The organism is Candidatus Reidiella endopervernicosa (assembly GCF_013343005.1).
Classification (GTDB): Bacteria; Pseudomonadota; Gammaproteobacteria.
The window spans coordinates 1860752-1879826 of record NZ_CP054491.1 but is presented as its reverse complement, the minus strand read 5'-3'; the positions used below and the strand labels follow the sequence as shown (position 1 = coordinate 1879826).

The 19075-nt window shown below is 55.3% G+C and carries 18 protein-coding genes; 5 read left to right on the top strand and 13 right to left on the bottom strand.

Annotated elements, in window-relative coordinates; all coding sequences use genetic code 11:
* Window positions 1–12: 12 nt before the first annotated feature.
* The 10 genes from cmk to mtnA all read right to left on the bottom strand — a co-directional run bounded on the left by cmk (window position 13) and on the right by mtnA (window position 12586).
* The gene (cmk, locus tag HUE57_RS10470; protein ID WP_078484030.1) at window positions 13–699 is read right to left on the bottom strand and encodes a (d)CMP kinase; all 687 of its coding nucleotides are present in this window, start codon (window positions 697–699) and stop codon (window positions 13–15) included.
* 66 nt (window positions 700–765) lie between these two features.
* Window positions 766–2079, bottom strand: a complete 1314-nt coding sequence (gene aroA, locus HUE57_RS10465) for a 3-phosphoshikimate 1-carboxyvinyltransferase (protein ID WP_078484029.1) — start codon at window positions 2077–2079, stop codon at window positions 766–768.
* A 62-nt stretch (window positions 2080–2141) separates the two neighbouring features.
* Window positions 2142–2999: a prephenate dehydrogenase gene (locus HUE57_RS10460; protein WP_078484037.1), complete on the bottom strand. Its 858-nt coding sequence runs from the start codon at window positions 2997–2999 to the stop codon at window positions 2142–2144.
* Between the two features lie 13 nt (window positions 3000–3012).
* Window positions 3013–4029: a 3-deoxy-7-phosphoheptulonate synthase gene (gene aroF, locus HUE57_RS10455; RefSeq protein ID WP_078484028.1), complete on the bottom strand. Its 1017-nt coding sequence runs from the start codon at window positions 4027–4029 to the stop codon at window positions 3013–3015.
* A 74-nt stretch (window positions 4030–4103) separates the two neighbouring features.
* Window positions 4104–5222, bottom strand: coding sequence for a histidinol-phosphate transaminase (hisC, locus tag HUE57_RS10450; protein ID WP_078484027.1), 1119 nt, complete (start codon window positions 5220–5222; stop codon window positions 4104–4106).
* 9 nt (window positions 5223–5231) lie between these two features.
* Window positions 5232–6317 carry a prephenate dehydratase gene (gene pheA, locus HUE57_RS10445; protein ID WP_078484026.1) on the bottom strand — a complete coding sequence of 362 codons (1086 nt, stop codon included), beginning with the start codon at window positions 6315–6317 and terminating at the stop codon, window positions 5232–5234.
* A 10-nt stretch (window positions 6318–6327) separates the two neighbouring features.
* Window positions 6328–7497 carry a phosphoglycerate dehydrogenase gene (locus HUE57_RS10440; protein ID WP_078484025.1) on the bottom strand — a complete coding sequence of 390 codons (1170 nt, stop codon included), beginning with the start codon at window positions 7495–7497 and terminating at the stop codon, window positions 6328–6330.
* Between the two features lie 126 nt (window positions 7498–7623).
* Window positions 7624–8712, bottom strand: a complete 1089-nt coding sequence (gene serC, locus HUE57_RS10435) for a 3-phosphoserine/phosphohydroxythreonine transaminase (RefSeq protein WP_078484024.1) — start codon at window positions 8710–8712, stop codon at window positions 7624–7626.
* A gap of 54 nt (window positions 8713–8766) precedes the next feature.
* Window positions 8767–11349, bottom strand: a complete 2583-nt coding sequence (gene gyrA, locus HUE57_RS10430; protein ID WP_078484023.1) for a DNA gyrase subunit A — start codon at window positions 11347–11349, stop codon at window positions 8767–8769.
* A 190-nt stretch (window positions 11350–11539) separates the two neighbouring features.
* The gene (gene mtnA / locus HUE57_RS10425) at window positions 11540–12586 is read right to left on the bottom strand and encodes an S-methyl-5-thioribose-1-phosphate isomerase (RefSeq protein ID WP_078484022.1); all 1047 of its coding nucleotides are present in this window, start codon (window positions 12584–12586) and stop codon (window positions 11540–11542) included.
* A gap of 274 nt (window positions 12587–12860) precedes the next feature.
* Between mtnA and HUE57_RS10420 the strand changes: the two genes are divergently transcribed.
* The 5 genes from HUE57_RS10420 to HUE57_RS10400 all read left to right on the top strand — a co-directional run bounded on the left by HUE57_RS10420 (window position 12861) and on the right by HUE57_RS10400 (window position 17013).
* A complete protein-coding gene (locus HUE57_RS10420) occupies window positions 12861–13382 on the top strand; it encodes an OmpA family protein (RefSeq protein WP_078484021.1) in 522 nt (173 codons plus the stop codon).
* Between the two features lie 128 nt (window positions 13383–13510).
* Window positions 13511–14833 carry a TRZ/ATZ family hydrolase gene (locus HUE57_RS10415; RefSeq protein ID WP_078484020.1) on the top strand — a complete coding sequence of 441 codons (1323 nt, stop codon included), beginning with the start codon at window positions 13511–13513 and terminating at the stop codon, window positions 14831–14833.
* Between the two features lie 24 nt (window positions 14834–14857).
* Window positions 14858–15568 carry a bifunctional 2-polyprenyl-6-hydroxyphenol methylase/3-demethylubiquinol 3-O-methyltransferase UbiG gene (gene ubiG / locus HUE57_RS10410; protein WP_078484019.1) on the top strand — a complete coding sequence of 237 codons (711 nt, stop codon included), beginning with the start codon at window positions 14858–14860 and terminating at the stop codon, window positions 15566–15568.
* A gap of 1 nt (window position 15569) precedes the next feature.
* The gene (locus HUE57_RS10405; RefSeq protein ID WP_236725704.1) at window positions 15570–16223 is read left to right on the top strand and encodes an HAD family hydrolase; all 654 of its coding nucleotides are present in this window, start codon (window positions 15570–15572) and stop codon (window positions 16221–16223) included.
* Between the two features lie 13 nt (window positions 16224–16236).
* A complete protein-coding gene (locus tag HUE57_RS10400; protein ID WP_174673135.1) occupies window positions 16237–17013 on the top strand; it encodes a zinc ribbon domain-containing protein in 777 nt (258 codons plus the stop codon).
* 84 nt (window positions 17014–17097) lie between these two features.
* Here HUE57_RS10400 and HUE57_RS10395 read toward each other — a convergent pair whose 3' ends face one another.
* Genes HUE57_RS10395 through HUE57_RS10385 form a run of 3 tightly spaced genes read right to left on the bottom strand, consistent with a single transcriptional unit; the run spans window position 17098 to window position 18811 of the window.
* Entirely contained in the window at window positions 17098–17655 is a 558-nt protein-coding gene (locus tag HUE57_RS10395) for an ankyrin repeat domain-containing protein (protein ID WP_174673134.1), read from the bottom strand.
* Window positions 17610–18062, bottom strand: a complete 453-nt coding sequence (locus HUE57_RS10390; protein WP_174673133.1) for an ankyrin repeat domain-containing protein — start codon at window positions 18060–18062, stop codon at window positions 17610–17612. Before HUE57_RS10390 ends, HUE57_RS10395 begins: the two co-directional genes overlap by 46 nt.
* A 14-nt stretch (window positions 18063–18076) precedes the next feature.
* Window positions 18077–18811 (bottom strand): c-type cytochrome, encoded by a 735-nt coding sequence (locus HUE57_RS10385; protein ID WP_236725795.1) that lies wholly within the window; start codon window positions 18809–18811, stop codon window positions 18077–18079.
* Window positions 18812–19075 lie beyond the last annotated feature (264 nt).

Below are 19075 nucleotides of genomic sequence, written 5' to 3'. Positions count from 1 at the left end.
GCAAATATAGTCTCAACTCGCGAGACGTTCATTGACCAGACTTAACACCCGGTCGGTCACCTCATCAATGCCGATACCCGTAGTATCGATCACCACCGCGTCATCCGCAGGTTTCAGAGGTGCTACTGATCGAGAGGAATCACGCTCGTCACGTGTAGTTATCTCGTTCAGAAGACTGGCGAGACTAACATCGTTTCCTTTCTCTTTCAACTGGTTATAGCGTCTTTGCGCACGCTCCTCGGCACTGGCAGTGAGGAACACCTTGACCGGGGCTGCAGGGAAGACCACCGTCCCCATGTCACGACCATCGGCAACCAGGCCGGGGCGCTCTGCGAAGGCGCGCTGTCGGGCAAGCAGGGCGCTGCGAACCGCAGGTAGGGCCGCCACTTTCGAAGCACCACCGGCGACCTCCTCGTTGCGAATCGCATCGGTTACCTCCTCGCTCTCGAGAATGATCTGTGCGATACCGCTGGCATCCTGTTTGAACTGCACATCAAGATGCTCAGCCAGTGTTACCAACGCCGCTTCGTTATCGAACGAGATCGCATGACGATCAGCTGCCAACGCTAGCAGGCGGTAGAGTGCGCCACTGTCGAGAAAGTGGTAGCCCAGCCGCTCAGCGACCAGCTGACTAATCGTCCCTTTGCCCGAACCGCTGGGGCCATCGATCGTAATTACCTTTACTACCTGCTGTTGCATCTCAGTTAACTCTCACTTTATTGAATAGACCGCATAACCCACGCGGCACTCTACGTCTTCCTGACGTTAAATTGTTTTAATTCCCAATCCCGCACCGGCAGCCAACTCAACAAAACCGGGGAAGGAGGTGTTTACGTTGGCACAATCCTCGATCTCGATCGGGCCTTCGGCGCGAAGTGCCGCCATCGCAAAGGACATCGCAATACGGTGATCACCGTGACTCACCACACGCCCACTACCGATCTTGCCACCTTGAATCACAATACCGTCAGGTGTCGCTTTGGCATCAACACCCAGCTCGACCAGGCCATCAGCCATGACCTGAATACGGTCACTCTCCTTAACGCGTAGCTCTTCAGCCCCGGTCAGCACCGTCTCGCCCTCAGCACAGGCGGCAGCGACGAACAGCGCTGGAAACTCATCGATCGCCAGTGGCACCTGATCCTCTGGGATACGAATTCCCTTCAGTTGACTGGCACGGACACGGATATCAGCCACTGGCTCTCCACCCACCTCACGCTCGTTGAGCACCTCCAGATCGGCGCCCATCAGCTTCATGATGTTGATCACACCAATGCGGGTCGGATTGATACCAACATGCTCCAGCAGCACATCGGAGCCCTCGGCAATGGCCGCACCCACCATGAAGAAGGTCGCCGAGGAGATATCGGCGGGCACCTCGATATCGGTCGCCGTGAGGCGCCCTCCACCCTCAAGACAGATCTTGTTGCCATTGCGCGCGACAGGATAGCCAAAGGCAGTCAACATACGCTCGGTATGGTCGCGTGTTGGTGCTGGCTCGGTCACACAAGTCTTGCCCTCGGCATAGAGTCCGGCGAGCAGTAGTGATGATTTCACCTGTGCACTGGCTACCGGCATCTCATAATCGATGCCAGCTAACTTCTGGTTACCGTGAATCTTTAGCGGAGCAGTTCCAGCCTCGGTGGCATCGATTCTGGCCCCCATGCTCGCTAACGGCACCGTAACGCGCTTCATCGGTCGCCCGGAGAGCGACTCATCACCGATCAGGGTGCAGTCGAAGAGCTGTCCGGAGAAGAGCCCAGAAAGCAGTCGCATTGAAGTACCCGAGTTACCCAGATCGAGATCGTCTGCGGGCGACTTGAGACCATCAACGCCAACCCCTTGGATTGTCACCTCACCTTCACCACCGCGCTCAATCTCAACACCGAGATCACGAAACGCCTGCAGCGTGGCAAGGCTATCCTCACCCTCGAGGAAACCGGTGACATGGGTAGTACCATCAGCCAGTGAACCCATCATGATCGAGCGATGGGAGATCGATTTATCGCCTGCAACACGCAGCCGTCCTTTCAGACAACCGCCTGGCTGGACACCAAATGTGACACTTTTACTATTCATGAAGGAGCGTACCGGATGTATTGATTCTTTATGTGTGTTTGTTCGAAATTTCGGGCGCCATTCTACCCGCAATAGCGATCGCGTGCCGCCTTGGCGCGAGAGAATAGCTCCAAAAGATGATCTCCATCACCCTTTTCAATCGAATCGGCGATCTCATTTAGATCATCGGTGAAGTGTTTGAGCATCTTCAGGATTGCACCACGATTGGCGAGACAGATATCGCGCCACATCACCGGATGACTCGAGGCAATGCGGGAGAAATCGCGAAAACCGCCTGCTGCGTAGCGGAAGATCTCCTCGCCCTGCTCCCCTCTGGCCAGCGCATCAACCAGCGCATAGGCGAGCACATGCGGCAGATGACTGGTTGCAGCCAACACCTCGTCGTGGTGCTCAACCCCCATCTCGATCACTTCGGCACCCGCCTGCTCCCAAAGCAAGCGAACCTTGGCAATCGCCTCGGGGGCACTCTCGGGGAGCGGTGTAAGGATGACACGACGATTGTCGAACAGCTCGGCAAAGGAGGCCTCTACCCCGCTCTTCTCAGTTCCGGCAATTGGGTGACCCGGTACAAAGTTGGCGGGAATCTGGCCAAACACGGTCCGTACATCCTCAACCACACTCGCCTTGGCACTGCCGACATCGGTCAGAACGGCATCGGCTGGCATTGAGGCCTTGAGCTGGGGAAGAAGTTTGGAAATGGTAGCCAGTGGCACCGCGATAACCACCATATCGGCATCGGCAACGCCGCTGCCGATATCGGTGGTAAAGCGATCGATCACACCCAGCTCGACACCACGCTGTAGCGAGGCATCATCACGACCGATGCCTACCACCTCAGAGACGATACCCGCGCGCTTAGCAGCGCGCGCCAGTGAACCACCGATCAGACCAACACCTACAATGGCAAGCTTACCGATCACATCAGCGCCTGGGTCAGATATCGCGACCAATCACCTGAGCGATACCCTTGAGCTCACCCATCAGCGATTTCAGCTCCTCAGGGGTCAACGCCTGATCGGCATCGCACCACGCCTCACAGGGAGTTGGGTGCATCTCGACCAGCAGACCATCGGCACCCGCCGCAACCGCTGCACGTGACAGGGCCGGCACCATCCACGCCTTGCCTCCCGCATGACTCGGGTCAACGATGACTGGAAGGTGAGTCTCTTTTTTCAGTACCGGAATGGCGGTGACATCAAGCACATTGCGATAGTAGGTTTCAAAGCTACGCACACCGCGCTCACAGAAGATGATGTTGTGGTTACCACCCGCCGCGATGTACTCCGCCGCCATCAGCCACTCGCTGATAGTAGCTGACATACCACGCTTGAGAATGACCGGTTTATGGATACGACCCACCTCTTTGAGCAGATCGAAGTTCTGCATGTTACGAGTCCCTATCTGGATCACATCGACCTCGTGCTCAACAAAGGCATCGAGTGAACGTACATCCATCAATTCGGTCACAACCGGCAGTTTGTGTTTGCTGGCGGCATTATGGAACATCTCTAAACCTTCCACACCGGCACCCTGGAACGAGTAGGGTGAGGTGCGCGGTTTAAAGGCACCACCACGCATCATGCGACAGCCGGCATCAACAACACCCTGCGCCGCCGCATCCATCTGATCCTGGGTCTCAACCGAACAGGGTCCGGCAATCACCTGGATCTCTTTGCCACCCAGCTTGATGCCGTTGATATCGATCACGGTATCCTGCTTGTGATAGGAGCGCGCCACAATCTTGTAGGGCTTCATCACTCGGATCACATTCTCGACCCCGGGCAGTGACTGCATCAGCTCCTTATCGACCTTGGTCTCATCGCCGATGGCACCGATCACGGTACGCTCAACTCCGCGCGAGACATTGCTGTCGAGACCGAAATCTTTCAGCTTATTCACCACACCGCCGATCTGCTCGTCGGTGACCTCTGAATTCATGATGATAATCATCGCTAGACTCTCAAATAGCTAAAATCGCATTCCAACTGCCGAAGCGTGTTCGGCAACCATATAAAAAAAGACCGTCAGGTACTCGCCAGGGTACGTTTCAACCCCTCGATAAAGCGTGTGTTCTCCTCCGCTCTACCGACCGTTACCCGCAGGTGGTTGGGCATACCATAGTTGGCCACCGGGCGCACAATAACACCTTCTCGCAATAATTCCTCGTAAACCTTCATCCCCGGTTGACCGACATCAACACTGATGAAGTTTCCGACCGAAGGGATGTAGTCGAGCCCCATCGCCTCAAACTCACCACGCAGTTGCTTCAGACCTTCGGCATTCATCGCCACGGAGCGCTGTAGATGAGCCTTATCATCAAGCGCAGCGGAGGCGGCAACCAGCGCAAGATTGTTTACATTGAAAGGTGGACGCACCCGATTCATCAGATCAGCCAGCTCAGGAGATGAGAGCGCATAACCGACCCGCAGCCCCGCCAGTGCGTAGGACTTTGAAAAGGTGCGGCTCACCATCAAGTTAGGGTATTTCGCCAACCAACTGACTGCATCAGGGTAACCCTCAGCCCCAGTTGCCGGATCGCAGGCATAGTCGTAGTAGGCCTCATCGATCACCACCACAATGCGCTCTGGCACCGATTTGATAAACGCCTCCAGTTCAACGCCATCAAGCCAGGTTCCGGTCGGATTATTGGGGTTGGCAATGAAGATCACCCGAGTCCTGTCCGTAATACGTGCAGCCAGCGCGTCGAGATCATAGCCCCAGTTTTTGGCGGGTGCTTCGATTCCGACACCGCCTGCAGCGCGAGTTACGATCGGATACATGGCAAAGGCGTGCTGCGAATAGAGCACCTCATCGCCCGGCTGCACTAGCACCCGCACCACGAACTCCAGAGGATCACTGGAGCCGTTACCGAGTGTGATCTGTGCCATCTCAACGCCATGTTTCTGCGAGAGCTTCTGTTTCAACTCAAAACCGTTACCGTCAGGATAGAGCCATACACCCTCTGCAGCTGAACGCATCGCCTCCAGCGCCAATGGCGATGGGCCGAGTGGATTCTCGTTGGAGGCGAGTTTGATGATGTTTTCGATGCCGAGCTCACGCTCAAGCTCTTCGATCGGCTTACCCGGCTGATAGGGGCGGAGCCCCTGCACACCGGGTGTCGCAAACTGGGTGAAGTCGGTCATGGGTGTTACCTAAAGTACCGCCCTGGGGAATGAACCGAGGATTTTATACATCGCCGCCTCCCGCTCCAGCGCGCCAAGCGCTGAGGCGACCTGCTCTTCATCCTGATGGCCTTCGATCTCGACAAAGAAGACGTACTCCCACACCCCCTTACGTGAGGGACGCGATTCGATACGTGTCATCGAGATACCGTGGCGTGCAAGTGGTTCGAGCAACTGCGACAGCGCACCCGGCTTATTCTTGGTAGAGACCAGCAACGCCGTTTTATCCTTTCCGCTCGCCGGCACATCGTCACGACCGAGGATGAAGAAACGGGTAGTGTTGTTAGGATCATCCTCGATATTCGACTCAAGGATTTTAAGATCGTAAAGCTCAGCAGCAGAGTATCCTGCAATCGCTGCAGCCCCGGCCTCATCGCGAGCCAGACGTGCCGCCTCTGCATTACTACTCACACTGACACGCTCAACACCCGCAAGATGAGCATCGAGCCACTCGCGACACTGCGCCAGCGACTGTGCATGGGAATAGACACACTTGATCTCGGCCAAAGAATCGACCTGGGTCATCAGATGATCATGGATACGCAGCTCCACCTCACCGCAAATCTTTAGTGGGGTCTTCAGCAGCAGATCGAGGGTGTGGTTGATCGCGCCCTCGGTGGAGTTCTCAACCGGTACCACACCGTAATTGGCACTGCCCGCCTCGACCTCACGAAACACCTCGTCGATCGCTGCCATTGGTAGTGTAAGTGCCGAGTGACCAAAGTGTTTGAGTACTGCCTCCTGAGAGAAGGTCCCCTCGGGTCCGAGGAAGGCGATCTGCATCGGCTGCTCGAGCGCCAGACAGGCCGACATCACCTCACGAAACAGACGCGCCACCTCCTCTGCCGGTAACGGCCCCTGGTTACGCTCCTTCACCCGACGCAACACCTGCGCCTCACGCTCGGGACGATAGAAGAGTGCCTCTTCACCATCGGCCAGTTTAACTCTGGCAACTTCCTGGGCCAGCGAGGCACGCTCATTGATCAGCGCCTGGAGCTCTTCATCCAGCGCATCAATACGCGTTCGTATCGCCTGCAGTTTCTCTTCGCTGCTCATTACTCTCTCGTTAACCGATTGCTCGAACCGCAAGCACGCCCTCAATTGCGGCGAGTTCGTTGATGACCGACTCGGGCACCTCTTTATCGACATCGACCAGGGTATAGGCGATATCGTCGCGCGACTTGTTGAGCATGTCGATGATATTGAGACCGGCGTTAGCTAGATCGGAGGATATCTGACCCAGCATGTTGGGTACGTTGGAGTTGACCACCGCCAGGCGGAAACCACCTTCGGTACGCGGCATCGAGACCTCGGGAAAGTTAACCGAATTCTCCACGTTGCCGTTTTCCAGATAGTTCTTCACCTGATCGGCCACCATGATGGCACAGTTCTCCTCCGCTTCACGTGTCGAGGCGCCGAGATGCGGCAGGGTAATGACACGCGGGTGGTTCTTCAGCAGATTGGTGGGGAAGTCGCAGACATAGGCATAGGCCTTACCATCATCAAGCGCCTTGACCATCGCCTCATCATCGACGATGCCACCACGAGCAAAGTTCAGCACCACCACGTTATCCTTCATCGACTTCAAACGCTCCTCATTGATCAGATCCTTGGTGGCATCGATCAGCGGCACGTGGAAGGTAATGAAGTCGGAGTTGTTGAGCAGTTCATCAACACTGCCCGCCTGCTTGACCGCCGCGTCGAGCTGCCAGGCACCCTTGACGGTAATGCCCGGATCGAAGCCGATGACGTTCATGCCGAGCGAAACGGCAGCATTGGCGATACGCACTCCGATCGCACCAAGGCCGACCACACCTAGTGTGCGGCCCGGCAGTTCAAAACCACCGTAGTTCTTTTTACCCGCCTCGGTCGCCTTGCCGATCTCGCCATCGTTACCCTCAAGGTTCTTGGCAAAGTCCCACGCCTGGCCGATGTTGCGACACGCCAGCAGCATACCGGCGATGACCAGCTCTTTAACCGCATTGGAGTTAGCACCCGGGGCGTTGAAGACGCAGACACCCTTCTCGCTCATCTTGTCGAGCGGGATGTTGTTGACGCCTGCACCGGCACGGCCGACCGCCTTGAGTGTCTCGGGAATCTCCATATCGTGCATCTTGAAAGAGCGCAGCAGAATCGCATCGGGGTGCTGGAACTCGGAAGCGACCTCATAACCGTCGCGCGGCAGACGATCCAGTCCAGCAGCAGAGATGTTGTTCAGCGTCAAAATCTTATGCATCTTAAAACCCCGTAGTTATCTGTTTTCAAATCAGCGTTTATTGATCGCCACCACCACCAGCAGCACAAGCACGGCCAGGATGGCGAGTTCGATCAGAACCATTATCTATAAGACTCGAGCAGTTGCTCAGCCCTTACGCTTCTCGAAGTCGGCCATGAAGGCGACCAGCGCATCAACACCCTCTTCCGGCATCGCGTTGTAGATCGAGGCACGCATGCCACCGACCGAACGGTGACCCTTGAGGGTGACCAGACCCTGCTCCTTCGCCTCGGCGAGGAAAATGCTGTCGAGCTCAGCATCGGCCAAAGTGAAGGGAACGTTCATCCAGGAGCGACACTCAACCGCAACTGGATTGGCGTAGAAGTCGGAGCCGTCGATTGCACCGTAGAGCTTGCCCGCCTTGCGCTCGTTGGTCTCGGCCATCTTCGCCAGACCGCCCTGCTGCTTGAGCCAGTCGAAGACCAGACCGGCGAGGTACCAGCTGTAGGTCGGCGGGGTGTTGTACATCGAGTCGGCCTTGGCGTGGGTCGCGTAGTTGAACATGGTCGGTGTGCCGTCGACCACCTCACCGATCAGATCCTCACGCACGATAACAACCGTCAGACCAGCCGGGCCGATATTCTTTTGCGCTCCGGCGTAGATCATACCGAACTTGGAGACATCCATCGGACGCGAAAGGATGGTTGAAGACATATCGGCAATCAGTGGCTTGTCACCTACCTCTGGCAGATAGGGAAACTCAACACCCTCAATGGTCTCGTTGGGTGTGTAGTGCACATAGGCGGCATCGGCAGAGAGGTTCAGCGCAGACTGACCAGGTGCGAAGGTGAACTTGCCGCTCTCGGCAGAGGCATCTGCTGCAACATTCACCTCACAGTAGCGTTTCGCCTCAGCAATCGCCTTCTTGCCCCAGGAGCCGGTCAGGATGTAGTCGGCCTTGTTGCCACCACGCAGCAGGTTCATCGGTATCATCGAAAACTGGCTCGATGCGCCACCCTGCAGGAACAGCACCTTGTAGTTCTCTGGGATCGCCATCACTTCACGCAGATCGGCCTCGGCCTGAGCAGCGATCGACATGTACTCTTTACCGCGATGGCTCATCTCCATCACAGACATACCACTACCGTTCCAGTCGAGCATCTCCTGCTGGGCACGTTCGATAACTGCCTGTGGAACCATCGCCGGACCGGCGCTGAAATTGAATACACGTGACATGGTAGACCTCTGGGTTACTGTTTCTGAATTAGTTTGGTTGGTGATACTGCAGCGCTACTCTGCCGCTTCATCGTTCTCACTCTCTTCGTCGGTGTCGTCATCCTCATCATCACCGATGTCAGCAATACGTTCGATCCCGATCAGACGCTCCTCACCTCCGAGGTTGATCAGACGCACACCCTGGGTATTTCGACCCATGGTTGAGACCTCAGCGACGCGGATACGTACCAAGGTGCCGCCATCGGAGATCAGCATCATCTCGTCGTCATCCTCGACCTGAACCGCGCCGACCACATCGCCGTTACGCTCGCTCGCCTGGATTGAGATCACGCCCTGTCCACCACGTCCCTTGGTGGGATACTCGTTGAACAGGGTGCGCTTACCATAGCCGTTAACGGTCGCGGTCAAGACGTAGCCGTTCTCATTTACAATGATCAACGAGATTACTCGCTGTCCTGGCTGCAGTTTGATGCCGCGTACACCACAGGCGGTACGGCCCATGGTGCGGACCTGCTCTTCGCTGAAACGAATCGTCTTGCCCGACGAGCTGCAGAGCATTACATCCTGTGAACCATCGGTGATCGCCACACCGACCAGCTCATCATCACCACGCAGATCGAGTGCAATGATGCCGTTGGCACGTTGGCGAGAGAAGGCGACCAGTGGAGTCTTCTTCACAGTGCCACTAGCAGTGGCCATGAAGATAAACTTACCCTCTTCATACTCACGGATCGGCAGGATCGCGTTAATACGCTCACCCTCCTCCAGCGGAAGCAGATTAACGATCGGCTTGCCGCGTGAGGCACGTCCTGCCTGTGGCAGCTCGTAGACCTTCTTCCAGTAGACCTTGCCGCGCGAGGAGAAGCAGAGAATCGTGTCGTGGGTGGAGGCGACAAACAGCTTGTCGATGAAATCCTCCTCCTTCATCGCCGTAGCCGATTTACCCCTGCCACCACGCCGCTGAGCACGATAGTCAGAGAGTGGCTGCGCCTTGGCATACCCCTCATGCGAGAGGGTGACCACCACATCCTCTTCGCTGATCAGATCCTCAAGGGTCAGATCGAGGTGGCTGGTCAGAATCTCGGTGCGACGCTCATCGCCATACTTGGCGACAATCTCCAGCAGCTCATCCCGGATCACCTGCATCAGACGCTCGGAGCTGCTGAGGATATCGAGCAGGTCGTCAATCTTCTCAACCAGCTCACGATACTCGGCAATGATCTTCTCCTGCTCCAGCCCGGTGAGACGGTGCAGACGCAGATCGAGGATCGCCTGGGTCTGTGCCTCGGAGAGACGGTAACCATCCTCGGCCATTCCAAATTCAATCGCCAGATCATCGGGTCGATAGGCGTTACCCTCGACACGCTCCAGCAGCTCGGAGACCAGACCCGGCTCCCAGTTGCGACCCATCAGCGCCTTTTTCGCCTCAGCGGGGCTGGGTGATGTCTTGATCACCTCGATCATCTCGTCGATATTGGCTAGCGCTACGGCAAGACCTTCGAGGATATGGGCGCGTTCACGCGCCTTACGCAGATCGTAGATGGTACGGCGGGTCACCACCTCACGACGGTGGCGAATGAACGCCTCGAGAATCTGTTTCAGGTTGAGCAGACGTGGCTGACCATCAATCAGTGCCACCATATTGATGCCAAAGACATTTTGCATCTGGGTCTGCTGGTAGAGGTTATTGAGAATCACCTCGGCCACCTCACCGCGTTTGAGCTCGACCACCATACGCATGCCATCCTTATCGGACTCATCACGCAGCTCGGAGATACCCTCTAGCTTCTTCTCTTTGACCAGCTCGGCAATCTTCTCCAGCAGTCGCGCCTTGTTCACCTGATAGGGGAGTTCATGAACAACGATGCGCTGACGACCATTATCGAGTGTCTCAATCTCACTCCGGGCACGCACATGGATACGTCCACGGCCGGTGTGATAGGCCTCGTGGATTCCCTTTGCACCATTAATAAAGGCAGCGGTTGGGAAATCAGGACCCGGCAAATGCTCCATCAGCCCCTTGATATCGATATCGGGATTGTCGATCAGGGCGAGACAGGCGTTGATCACCTCATTGAGGTTGTGCGGCGGAATATTGGTCGCCATACCGACCGCAATACCGGCCGAACCGTTAACCAGCAGATTGGGAACTCGGGTCGGGAAGACGGTCGGCTCATGCTCCGACTCATCGTAGTTGGCGACAAAATCAACAGTCTCTTTATCAAGGTCGGCCATCAGCTCATGGCTGATGCGCGCCATGCGCACCTCGGTGTATCGCATCGCAGCCGGGGAGTCACCATCAACCGAACCGAAGTTACCCTGACCATCGACCAGCATGTATCGCATCGAAAAGGGCTGGGCCATACGGACCATGGTGTCGTAGACCGCCGTATCACCGTGCGGGTGGTACTTACCGATAACGTCACCGACGATACGCGCCGATTTCTTGTAGGACTTGTTCCAATCATTGCCCAGTACGCTCATCGCGTAGAGCACACGACGGTGAACCGGTTTGAGTCCATCCCGGACATCGGGGAGCGCCCTACCGATGATGACGCTCATGGCGTAATCGAGGTAGGACTGTTTCATCTCATCTTCGAGATTAACGGGGAGTACTTCGCGGGCAAATTCAGCCATATCTATCCGTGCTTCAACCTGATAATGCTAGTGCTGTCATTCTTCTTGTCGGCACCCAAATCAAACCTGAGCGTCCAAAGGGCGAAAATATCCGCCCATCGTACCACACCCCTCCCCCCTACGGCAGCATGAGAATCGCCGCTTAGAATCGATTAAGAGAGGCCTGAGCGTTATTTATATGGTGATAAGGTCAGCTTTTCATCATTACCGCCATCTTTTCAGTGTTCGGATTTAACACCACGCCCTTCTCTGTAACAATCGCATCGACCAGATCGGCCGGCGTAACGTCAAAGACCGGATTCCACGCCTGCGCCTTCTCAGCGGCGATTCGCTGTCCCGCTAGCCCCAGAATCTCATCGGTACTACGCGACTCAATCGGTATCTCGCCCCCCGAGGCGACCGACATATCGACCGTCGAGGTTGGAGCGACCACCATAAACTTCACCCCATGGTAGCGGGCAGCAAGTGCTGCACTATAGGTACCGATCTTATTCGCCACATCACCATTGGCGGCAATCCGATCCGAACCGACCACCACCCACTGCACCTTGCCCTGCTTCATTAGATAGGCAGCCGCGCCATCTGCAAGCAGTGTGACCGGGATATCGTCATGAACCATCTCCCAGGCGGTCAGACGTGCACCCTGCATCCAGGGCCGGGTCTCATCGGCATAGACCATCGCCGTCTTGCCTGCAGCAAAGGCACTGCGAATCACACCCAGCGCAGTACCGTATCCGCCAGTCGCCAATGCTCCGGCATTACAGTGAGTAAGAATACCGCCGCCCTCGCCCTCGATCAGCGCCGCGCCCAACTCACCCATGCGCAGGTTGGCCGCGACATCCTCCTGATGAATATGCTGTGCCTCGGCGAGCAGTGCGGGCCCCGGACCCCCCACAGCGACCGACTCGATCACACCACGCATGCGCTCAATCGCCCAGAATAGATTCACGGCAGTGGGGCGAGAGGCGGCAAGATATTTAAGATCGTCTTCAATCGCACTCCGCCATCCGTCAGCCGACTCGCGATAACGTCGTTGCGCCGCCAGCACCACGCCATAGGCAGCTGTGATACCAATTGCCGGTGCACCACGCACCACCATTGAAGTAATTGCATCGGCAACGTCTGCAGATGCCTCATACTCCAACCAGGTTTCACTTTGCGGCAAAATCCGCTGATCGATTAAACGAAGCTTGCCATGCTCCCACTGAATGGGGCGGATGTTGTCGAAGGCGCTCATGAATCACCAATATTGATTGCAGTTAATATGTGTTAAATAGGGTTGCGATTTGCGAAGCAAAAATCAGCGCTGAGATTATGCCATATCCAGCTGCCACATCTTGCCATTCATCTCTCTGATATCACCACCACATCACTGTCAAAACATGACGGTCTGAGTGACACATATATCAAATAGAACGGGACTGGAATAACTAAACCAATAGCCCTACACTCATGAGACCAAAGGCAGGACTAATAAGTAATTAATAAGTAACTATCAGGAGATCTAAACAATGAAGAAGCTAGCACTATGCGCCCTCGTTTGTATTGCCCCAATCGTTGCCACCTCAGCCGCAGCTGACACTCGCTATGCTGGCGACTCACGCAGCGTCGTTGTCAAAAATGCATACGGCGAATGTTGGAACATCAACAAACTCCACACCAACATCAAGTCCTGTGGTGGCGGTGTACAGTCGATCACTCTCGGTGCACACGCACTGTTTGATACCAATAGCGCAGACCTGAAGCCTGCAGGTAAGCAGCAGATCAGCAACGTCGTTTCTAAGGTTGGTGCCGGTAACATCAAGTCAGCCACTGTAGTCGGCCACACCGACAGCATGGGTGATGCGGAATATAACCGTGACCTCTCTGATCGTCGCGCCATGTCCGTCAAACGCTACATGGCCGGTGAAGGTGTAAGCGCCAACCGCATCAAGACCCGTGGCCGCGGCGAGACCATGCCAGTCGCCAGCAACGACACCACTCAGGGTCGCACCAAGAACCGTCGTGTTGAGATCGAGATCGTTACTAAATAAACGACTCTCTATCTGCTAGACCATAAGGCCCGCTATTAGCGGGCCTTTTCTTTTGCCCATCGACACTTGGAGTTTGCAACGACGTTAGCGCTATACTTCGACCTCGTTCACAGGGCAGCCAATATAGAATGGAACAGTTCGACACACTCATCCATGCAGGCTGGATCATTCCAGTCGAGCCAGACGATAAGGTACTCGATGCGCACAGCATCGCCATTCGTGATGGCAATATCGTTGAGATCCTCCCCAGCAGCGAAGCTCATGAGCGCTACCGTGCTGAGGCCACTCACGATCTCCCCACCCATGCCCTGATTCCTGGCCTGATCAATACCCACACCCACGCAGCGATGTCACTGATGCGTGGCCTGGCTGACGACCTACCATTGATGGAGTGGCTCAACGACCATATCTGGCCCGCTGAATCGAAGTGGGTCGATGCCACCTTTGTTCGCGAAGGGACCCAATTGGCGATAGCCGAGATGCTACGTGGTGGCACCACCTGTTTCAGCGACATGTACTTCTTCCCCGATGAGGTGGGTCGTGTTGCCGACCACGCCGGAATGCGAGCCGTGGTTGGACTGATCGTCATCGACTTCCCGACCGTCTGGGCCAAGGATGCCGATGAGTATCTGCACAAGGGTCTTGAGGTACACGATCATTTCCGAGATAACCCTCTGATCACCACCGCCTTTGCCCCCCACGCCCCCTACACCGTCTCTGATGCTCCGCTGGAAAAGATCTCGATGTACGCCGAGGAGCTCGATATTCCGATCCACATGCACCTGCATGAAACAGCACATGAGGTAGAGAACAGTGCTGACGGCCGACGCCCAATTGAGCGACTCGAGGAGCTAGGACTGATCTCACCACGCCTGCTCGCCGTGCACATGACCCAACTCAGCGAGGATGAGATCGAAACAGTTGAACGCTACGGCGGCCAGGTACTCCACTGCCCTGAATCGAACCTCAAACTGGCCAGCGGCTTCTGTCCAGTCGACCGTCTGATGCAGGCGGGCATCAACGTCGCACTCGGCACCGACGGCGCGGCCAGCAACAATGATCTGAATATGTTCGGTGAGATGCGCACTGCCGCACTACTCGCCAAGGCAGTGTCGGGCGATGCTAGCGCCCTGCCCGCTTCGGCCGCACTACGCATGGCAACGCTCAATGGTGCACAAGCGCTCGGCATTGATGATGTGACCGGCTCACTGGTAGCTGGCAAGGCGGCCGATATCGTCGCCGTTGATCTGGGCGGCCTTGAGAGCCAGCCGATCTATAACCCCGTATCACAGCTGGTCTACGCGACTGGTCGCCATCAGGTCAGCGATGTCTGGGTCGCCGGTCGTCACCTGCTCAAGTCACGCGAGCTGACCACACTCGATGAACAGACTATCCATGAACAGACCCTGGCGTGGCGCGATCGCATCAGCTCAACCGACGATGCCTCGTAACTACTACCGATAAAGAGTATTTGTATGAACAGCAGCCAACAGCCCAACGTCGATCCGAGCGAAGTCGCCAAATTCGAGGCACTCGCCTCCCGCTGGTGGGATCCCAACAGTGAATTCAAACCGCTGCACGATATCAACCCGTTACGACTCGACTATGTCGACAACGCTGTCAGTCTGAGCGGCAAAAAAGTAATCGACGTCGGTTGTGGCGGTGGCATCCTTGCCGAGAGCATGGCGCAGCGTGGCGCTATCGTCACCGGCATCGACATGGGTGAGGCCCCGCTGCAGATTGCCAAGCTGCACAAACTCGAATCAGGCGTCGAGGTCGACTACCACCAGAGCACTGCTGAGGCATTTGCCGATACACACCTCGAGCAGTTTGATGCCGTTACCTGCATGGAGATGCTTGAGCACGTTCCTGAACCCGGCTCAGTCATCGCGGCTTGTATGCGCATGGTTAAACCGGGTGGAAAACTCTTCTTCTCCACCCTTAACCGCAACCCGAAGGCCTATCTGTTCGCCATTGTTGGCGCCGAATACCTGCTCAACATGCTGCCAAAGGGAACCCACGACTACAGCAAGTTCATCCGCCCCTCAGAGCTCGATAGTTGGGCACGCGAGGCGGGGCTCGAGGCACGCAACATCAGCGGTATGAGTTACAACCCCTTCACTCAGCGCTACAGCCTTGGCAGCGATGTCAGCGTCAACTACCTTGCCTGTTACGAGAAGGTTTGAAGTGAACCAGATCAAGACCGTGCTGTTTGATCTCGACGGCACTCTTCTCGACACGGCGCCCGATCTCGCTTTCGCCCTCAACGAAACACTCAAGGCCGCTGGCCATGCCCCGCTCCCCTACGAGACGATCAGACCGGTTGTTTCTCACGGCGGCGCGGCATTGATTGAGCTGGGATTTGAGATCGATGCCTCACACCCTGATTTTGAGAATCACCGTCAATACCTACTCGATACTTATCGTGACAATATCGCGTTGCACACTCGCCCCTTTGAGGGCATCGAAACACTACTAGAGACGATAGAACGGCGCGGCTGTAACTGGGGCGTGGTGACCAACAAACCCGCCTGGCTGACAGACCCACTGCTTAAACAGCTCGATCTATATGAGCGAGCTGCAACAGTCATCAGCGGCGACACCCTTGATCAACGCAAACCCCACCCGGCACCGATGCTGCACGCTTGCAGTGAAGCGGGTAGTGGTGCCGAGGCGTGTCTCTACATCGGCGATGCCGAGCGCGACATCGAAGCGGGACGTAACGCTGGCATGCAGACCCTGGTGGCACTGTTTGGCTATATCGGCAATGAAGAGACTCCTGAGCGCTGGGGTGCCGACGGTATGATTAACGATCCACTCGAAGCCGTGGCGTGGTTCTGAACCGTTAAGAACCATGGCGATCCGCTACAAAACCTGCCCCAAGTGTGGACACACCCGTAGCGATAACGATCCCGCAAACAGCGATCGCTGTGCCAACTGCGGCATCATCTATGAGAAGTGGCTTAAACAGCGTTTTAAAAGCGCCAACCACACCACCGAACATCGAGAGAGTGAATCACGCCATCGTGGTCGTGAACTTTTCGACTACCTGCTCTATGTTAATCCAGCAACCGACTCAATGGTCTTTTATGGACGAGTCCTGATCTATCTGATTTTCTTTATCTGGGGCTGGAGTTTCATTCTGATGGACATTCATTGGGACAGCTTCAACAGCTCCTTCATGCACGTCATCAACCTCGTTTTTCATGAGGCGGGGCATGTGCTGTTTAGACCCTTTGGTGAGTTCATGACCACCCTGGGCGGTAGCCTGATGCAACTGATCGTACCGCTCGTCGCGATGCTGGCGCTGCTGATTAAAAACCGTGACACCTTTGGTGCCACCATCGGCCTTTGGTGGCTGGGTCAGAGCATGATGGACCTCGCCCCCTACATCAACGACGCCCGCTCTCTCACCATGCCACTACTCGGTGGTGGCACCGGTGCAGATCGTCCCGGCTGGCACGACTGGGAAAATATCCTGCTCGACCTCGGTCTGATAGAACAAGATCACACCATCGCCGTGATGGTCGATGGCATCGGCTCAGCTCTGATGATCTTCGCCTTTATCTGGGGTGCTCTACTATTGAAAAATCGTGGACAAATCACCAACAAGGCTAAACCCTGCAGGTGATCGGCTATAACTCAATGACTTTACAATTCCGACTCTGGTCAGCCTCTTCAGATGTTGTACAGAAAACAACACCCAACTCACTCTCTACTTGGTCGTCTCTGCAAGCCGTTTGACTAGAGCGTTATGGCGTTTCATCTTAGCCAGGTCGAGCGCTGTCTTGCCACGATTATTCTTCGCTTGAGGATCAGCGCCGTGCTCAAGCAGCATATGAACAATGCTCTCGTTTCCACTAAATGCCGCGCTCATCAATGGCGTCCAGCCGTCACTGTCGCGTAACTCTTTATCGGCACCGCTCATCAGCAGCTCCAGGGCAACATCCACATTGCCATCGGCTGCAGCGATATGCAGCGGTGCCGCACCGCTCGAATCCGCCGCATTCACGTCCGCCTTGCGTTGAAGCAGGGCCTTTGCAAAACCTACCTCCGCCTTCTCAGCAGCCACCATCAACGGCGTACTGCTGTCCGAGCTCTCCACATTGGGATCAGCACCCGCCATCAACAACATCTGCATCACGTGATACTGATCGTTTGAGATAGCATTCATCAATGCCGTTCGACCATGCTTGTCAGCGGTATTCACACTTGCGCCGTAACCGATCAGCATCGAGAGCACATCCTCGAAACCAGCACGAACTGCAAACATGAAGGCATCCTCCCTTTCCGTGTCTTGGTCTGTGGATTAGCACCACTCGACAAAAGTAGTGCCGTGATACGTACGCTGCCGTGTTCCGCTGCAGCGATTAGCGGCGTGTAACCATCGGATGTTTTGTTGTCTGCCTCAGCACCATTTTCAATCAGCAGCTTGGTCATCTTGAGATTACTATCTTGAGCGGCATAGATCAGAGGGAAAAAACCAAAATCGCCTGTAACATCTGGATTGGCACCCTCATTGAGTAACCTCTCCGTCGTTTCAAGATTTCCCTTACTCACCGCGCTGAGTAGTTGTTTGTTGAGTTCATCGTCTCCTGCGGCTGATACCTGCTGCGGCACAAATGAGATTGCCAATGCCAACGCTGCAACTGCAAAAAGATTTCTTAGTTGAAAAACCATGATGGAAGCCTTTATTAATTCGTTGAAACCTGTTCAGTGGTCACCTTAGGGAGCGCGGGCATTCTTGAAATGTAATCGATGACCGCTTTCATATCACGATAGCTAAAACCCTGGATCTGCTTCACCATTTTTGCGTTGGCATTGCGTCGTTTTCCATCACGAATCCACCGCATCTGGCGCAGCATATAACTATAGTTCTGCCCCTGGACACGCGGGTAGTACTCAACATTATTGCCCTCTCCATACTCACCATGACACTTCTTACAGTCATTTTTATAGATCTGTTCACCCAGCGCCAGGTGCCGTCCTGGTCCCTGCTCATTATTGGGACTGATTTGAAGGGTCGAGATATAACCGGTTACATCGGCAATATCCTGTGGGCCGCCGATATATTTATTAAGCGTATAGGGGTACATCACGGGATTATCACGATTACCCACTCGAATATCGGCAAGCTGTTTGATCAGAACATTTTTGTGCTGTCCCGCCAGCTGAGGATAGTAGCCGTTGGGCTTTCTCTGGCTTAACCCTCGCACCATGCCCCAACCATTATCGCTATGACAGAGACTACAGATTTCGAAAATACGTTTACCGTTCTCGATATTTGGCTCAATAGCAACGGCCTTCTCCATCTCATGATCCTCAACGGTCTCTTTATCGTAGGCATAAAGTGTTGTGGAGAATGAGAGTGCCAGCGGTACTACAACAGCGGAGCGAATAACTCGATAAAGGGTCGACTTTGCTACCATATTTTTTCCTCAGACCATGTCTCGTGTAGAACTCTAAAGGTAACACTCTGTGTGCCCCCCGAAAAGTAGAGCACGCGACAAGATTGTTCCAATCTGGGAAAGAGGACTGCATCGGTTGATGCTACCAACACCTCCACGACAGGACATTGATTTACAGCAACCAATAGCAATGGGCACTGACACTACTGACAGCTATAAAATAGCTTGTAAACAGCCTCTGCGCACATTGAAATATTCGCAGCTACGATCATCAGCGGAATACCT

What these genes read in the sequence shown, in the direction of transcription:
- cmk (WP_078484030.1), bottom strand. Translation starts at nt 699, where the DNA reads ATGCAACAGCAGGTAGTAAAGGTAATTACGATCGATGGCCCCAGCGGT.
- aroA (WP_078484029.1), bottom strand. Translation starts at nt 2,079, where the DNA reads ATGAATAGTAAAAGTGTCACATTTGGTGTCCAGCCAGGCGGTTGTCTG.
- aroF (WP_078484028.1), bottom strand. Translation starts at nt 4,029, where the DNA reads ATGATTATCATCATGAATTCAGAGGTCACCGACGAGCAGATCGGCGGT.
- hisC (WP_078484027.1), bottom strand. Translation starts at nt 5,222, where the DNA reads ATGACCGACTTCACCCAGTTTGCGACACCCGGTGTGCAGGGGCTCCGC.
- pheA (WP_078484026.1), bottom strand. Translation starts at nt 6,317, where the DNA reads ATGAGCAGCGAAGAGAAACTGCAGGCGATACGAACGCGTATTGATGCG.
- HUE57_RS10440 (WP_078484025.1), bottom strand. Translation starts at nt 7,497, where the DNA reads ATGCATAAGATTTTGACGCTGAACAACATCTCTGCTGCTGGACTGGAT.
- serC (WP_078484024.1), bottom strand. Translation starts at nt 8,712, where the DNA reads ATGTCACGTGTATTCAATTTCAGCGCCGGTCCGGCGATGGTTCCACAG.
- gyrA (WP_078484023.1), bottom strand. Translation starts at nt 11,349, where the DNA reads ATGGCTGAATTTGCCCGCGAAGTACTCCCCGTTAATCTCGAAGATGAG.
- mtnA (WP_078484022.1), bottom strand. Translation starts at nt 12,586, where the DNA reads ATGAGCGCCTTCGACAACATCCGCCCCATTCAGTGGGAGCATGGCAAG.
- HUE57_RS10420 (WP_078484021.1), top strand. Translation starts at nt 12,861, where the DNA reads ATGAAGAAGCTAGCACTATGCGCCCTCGTTTGTATTGCCCCAATCGTT.
- HUE57_RS10415 (WP_078484020.1), top strand. Translation starts at nt 13,511, where the DNA reads ATGGAACAGTTCGACACACTCATCCATGCAGGCTGGATCATTCCAGTC.
- ubiG (WP_078484019.1), top strand. Translation starts at nt 14,858, where the DNA reads ATGAACAGCAGCCAACAGCCCAACGTCGATCCGAGCGAAGTCGCCAAA.
- HUE57_RS10400 (WP_174673135.1), top strand. Translation starts at nt 16,237, where the DNA reads ATGGCGATCCGCTACAAAACCTGCCCCAAGTGTGGACACACCCGTAGC.
- HUE57_RS10395 (WP_174673134.1), bottom strand. Translation starts at nt 17,655, where the DNA reads ATGTTTGCAGTTCGTGCTGGTTTCGAGGATGTGCTCTCGATGCTGATC.
- HUE57_RS10390 (WP_174673133.1), bottom strand. Translation starts at nt 18,062, where the DNA reads ATGGTTTTTCAACTAAGAAATCTTTTTGCAGTTGCAGCGTTGGCATTG.
- HUE57_RS10385 (WP_236725795.1), bottom strand. Translation starts at nt 18,811, where the DNA reads ATGGTAGCAAAGTCGACCCTTTATCGAGTTATTCGCTCCGCTGTTGTA.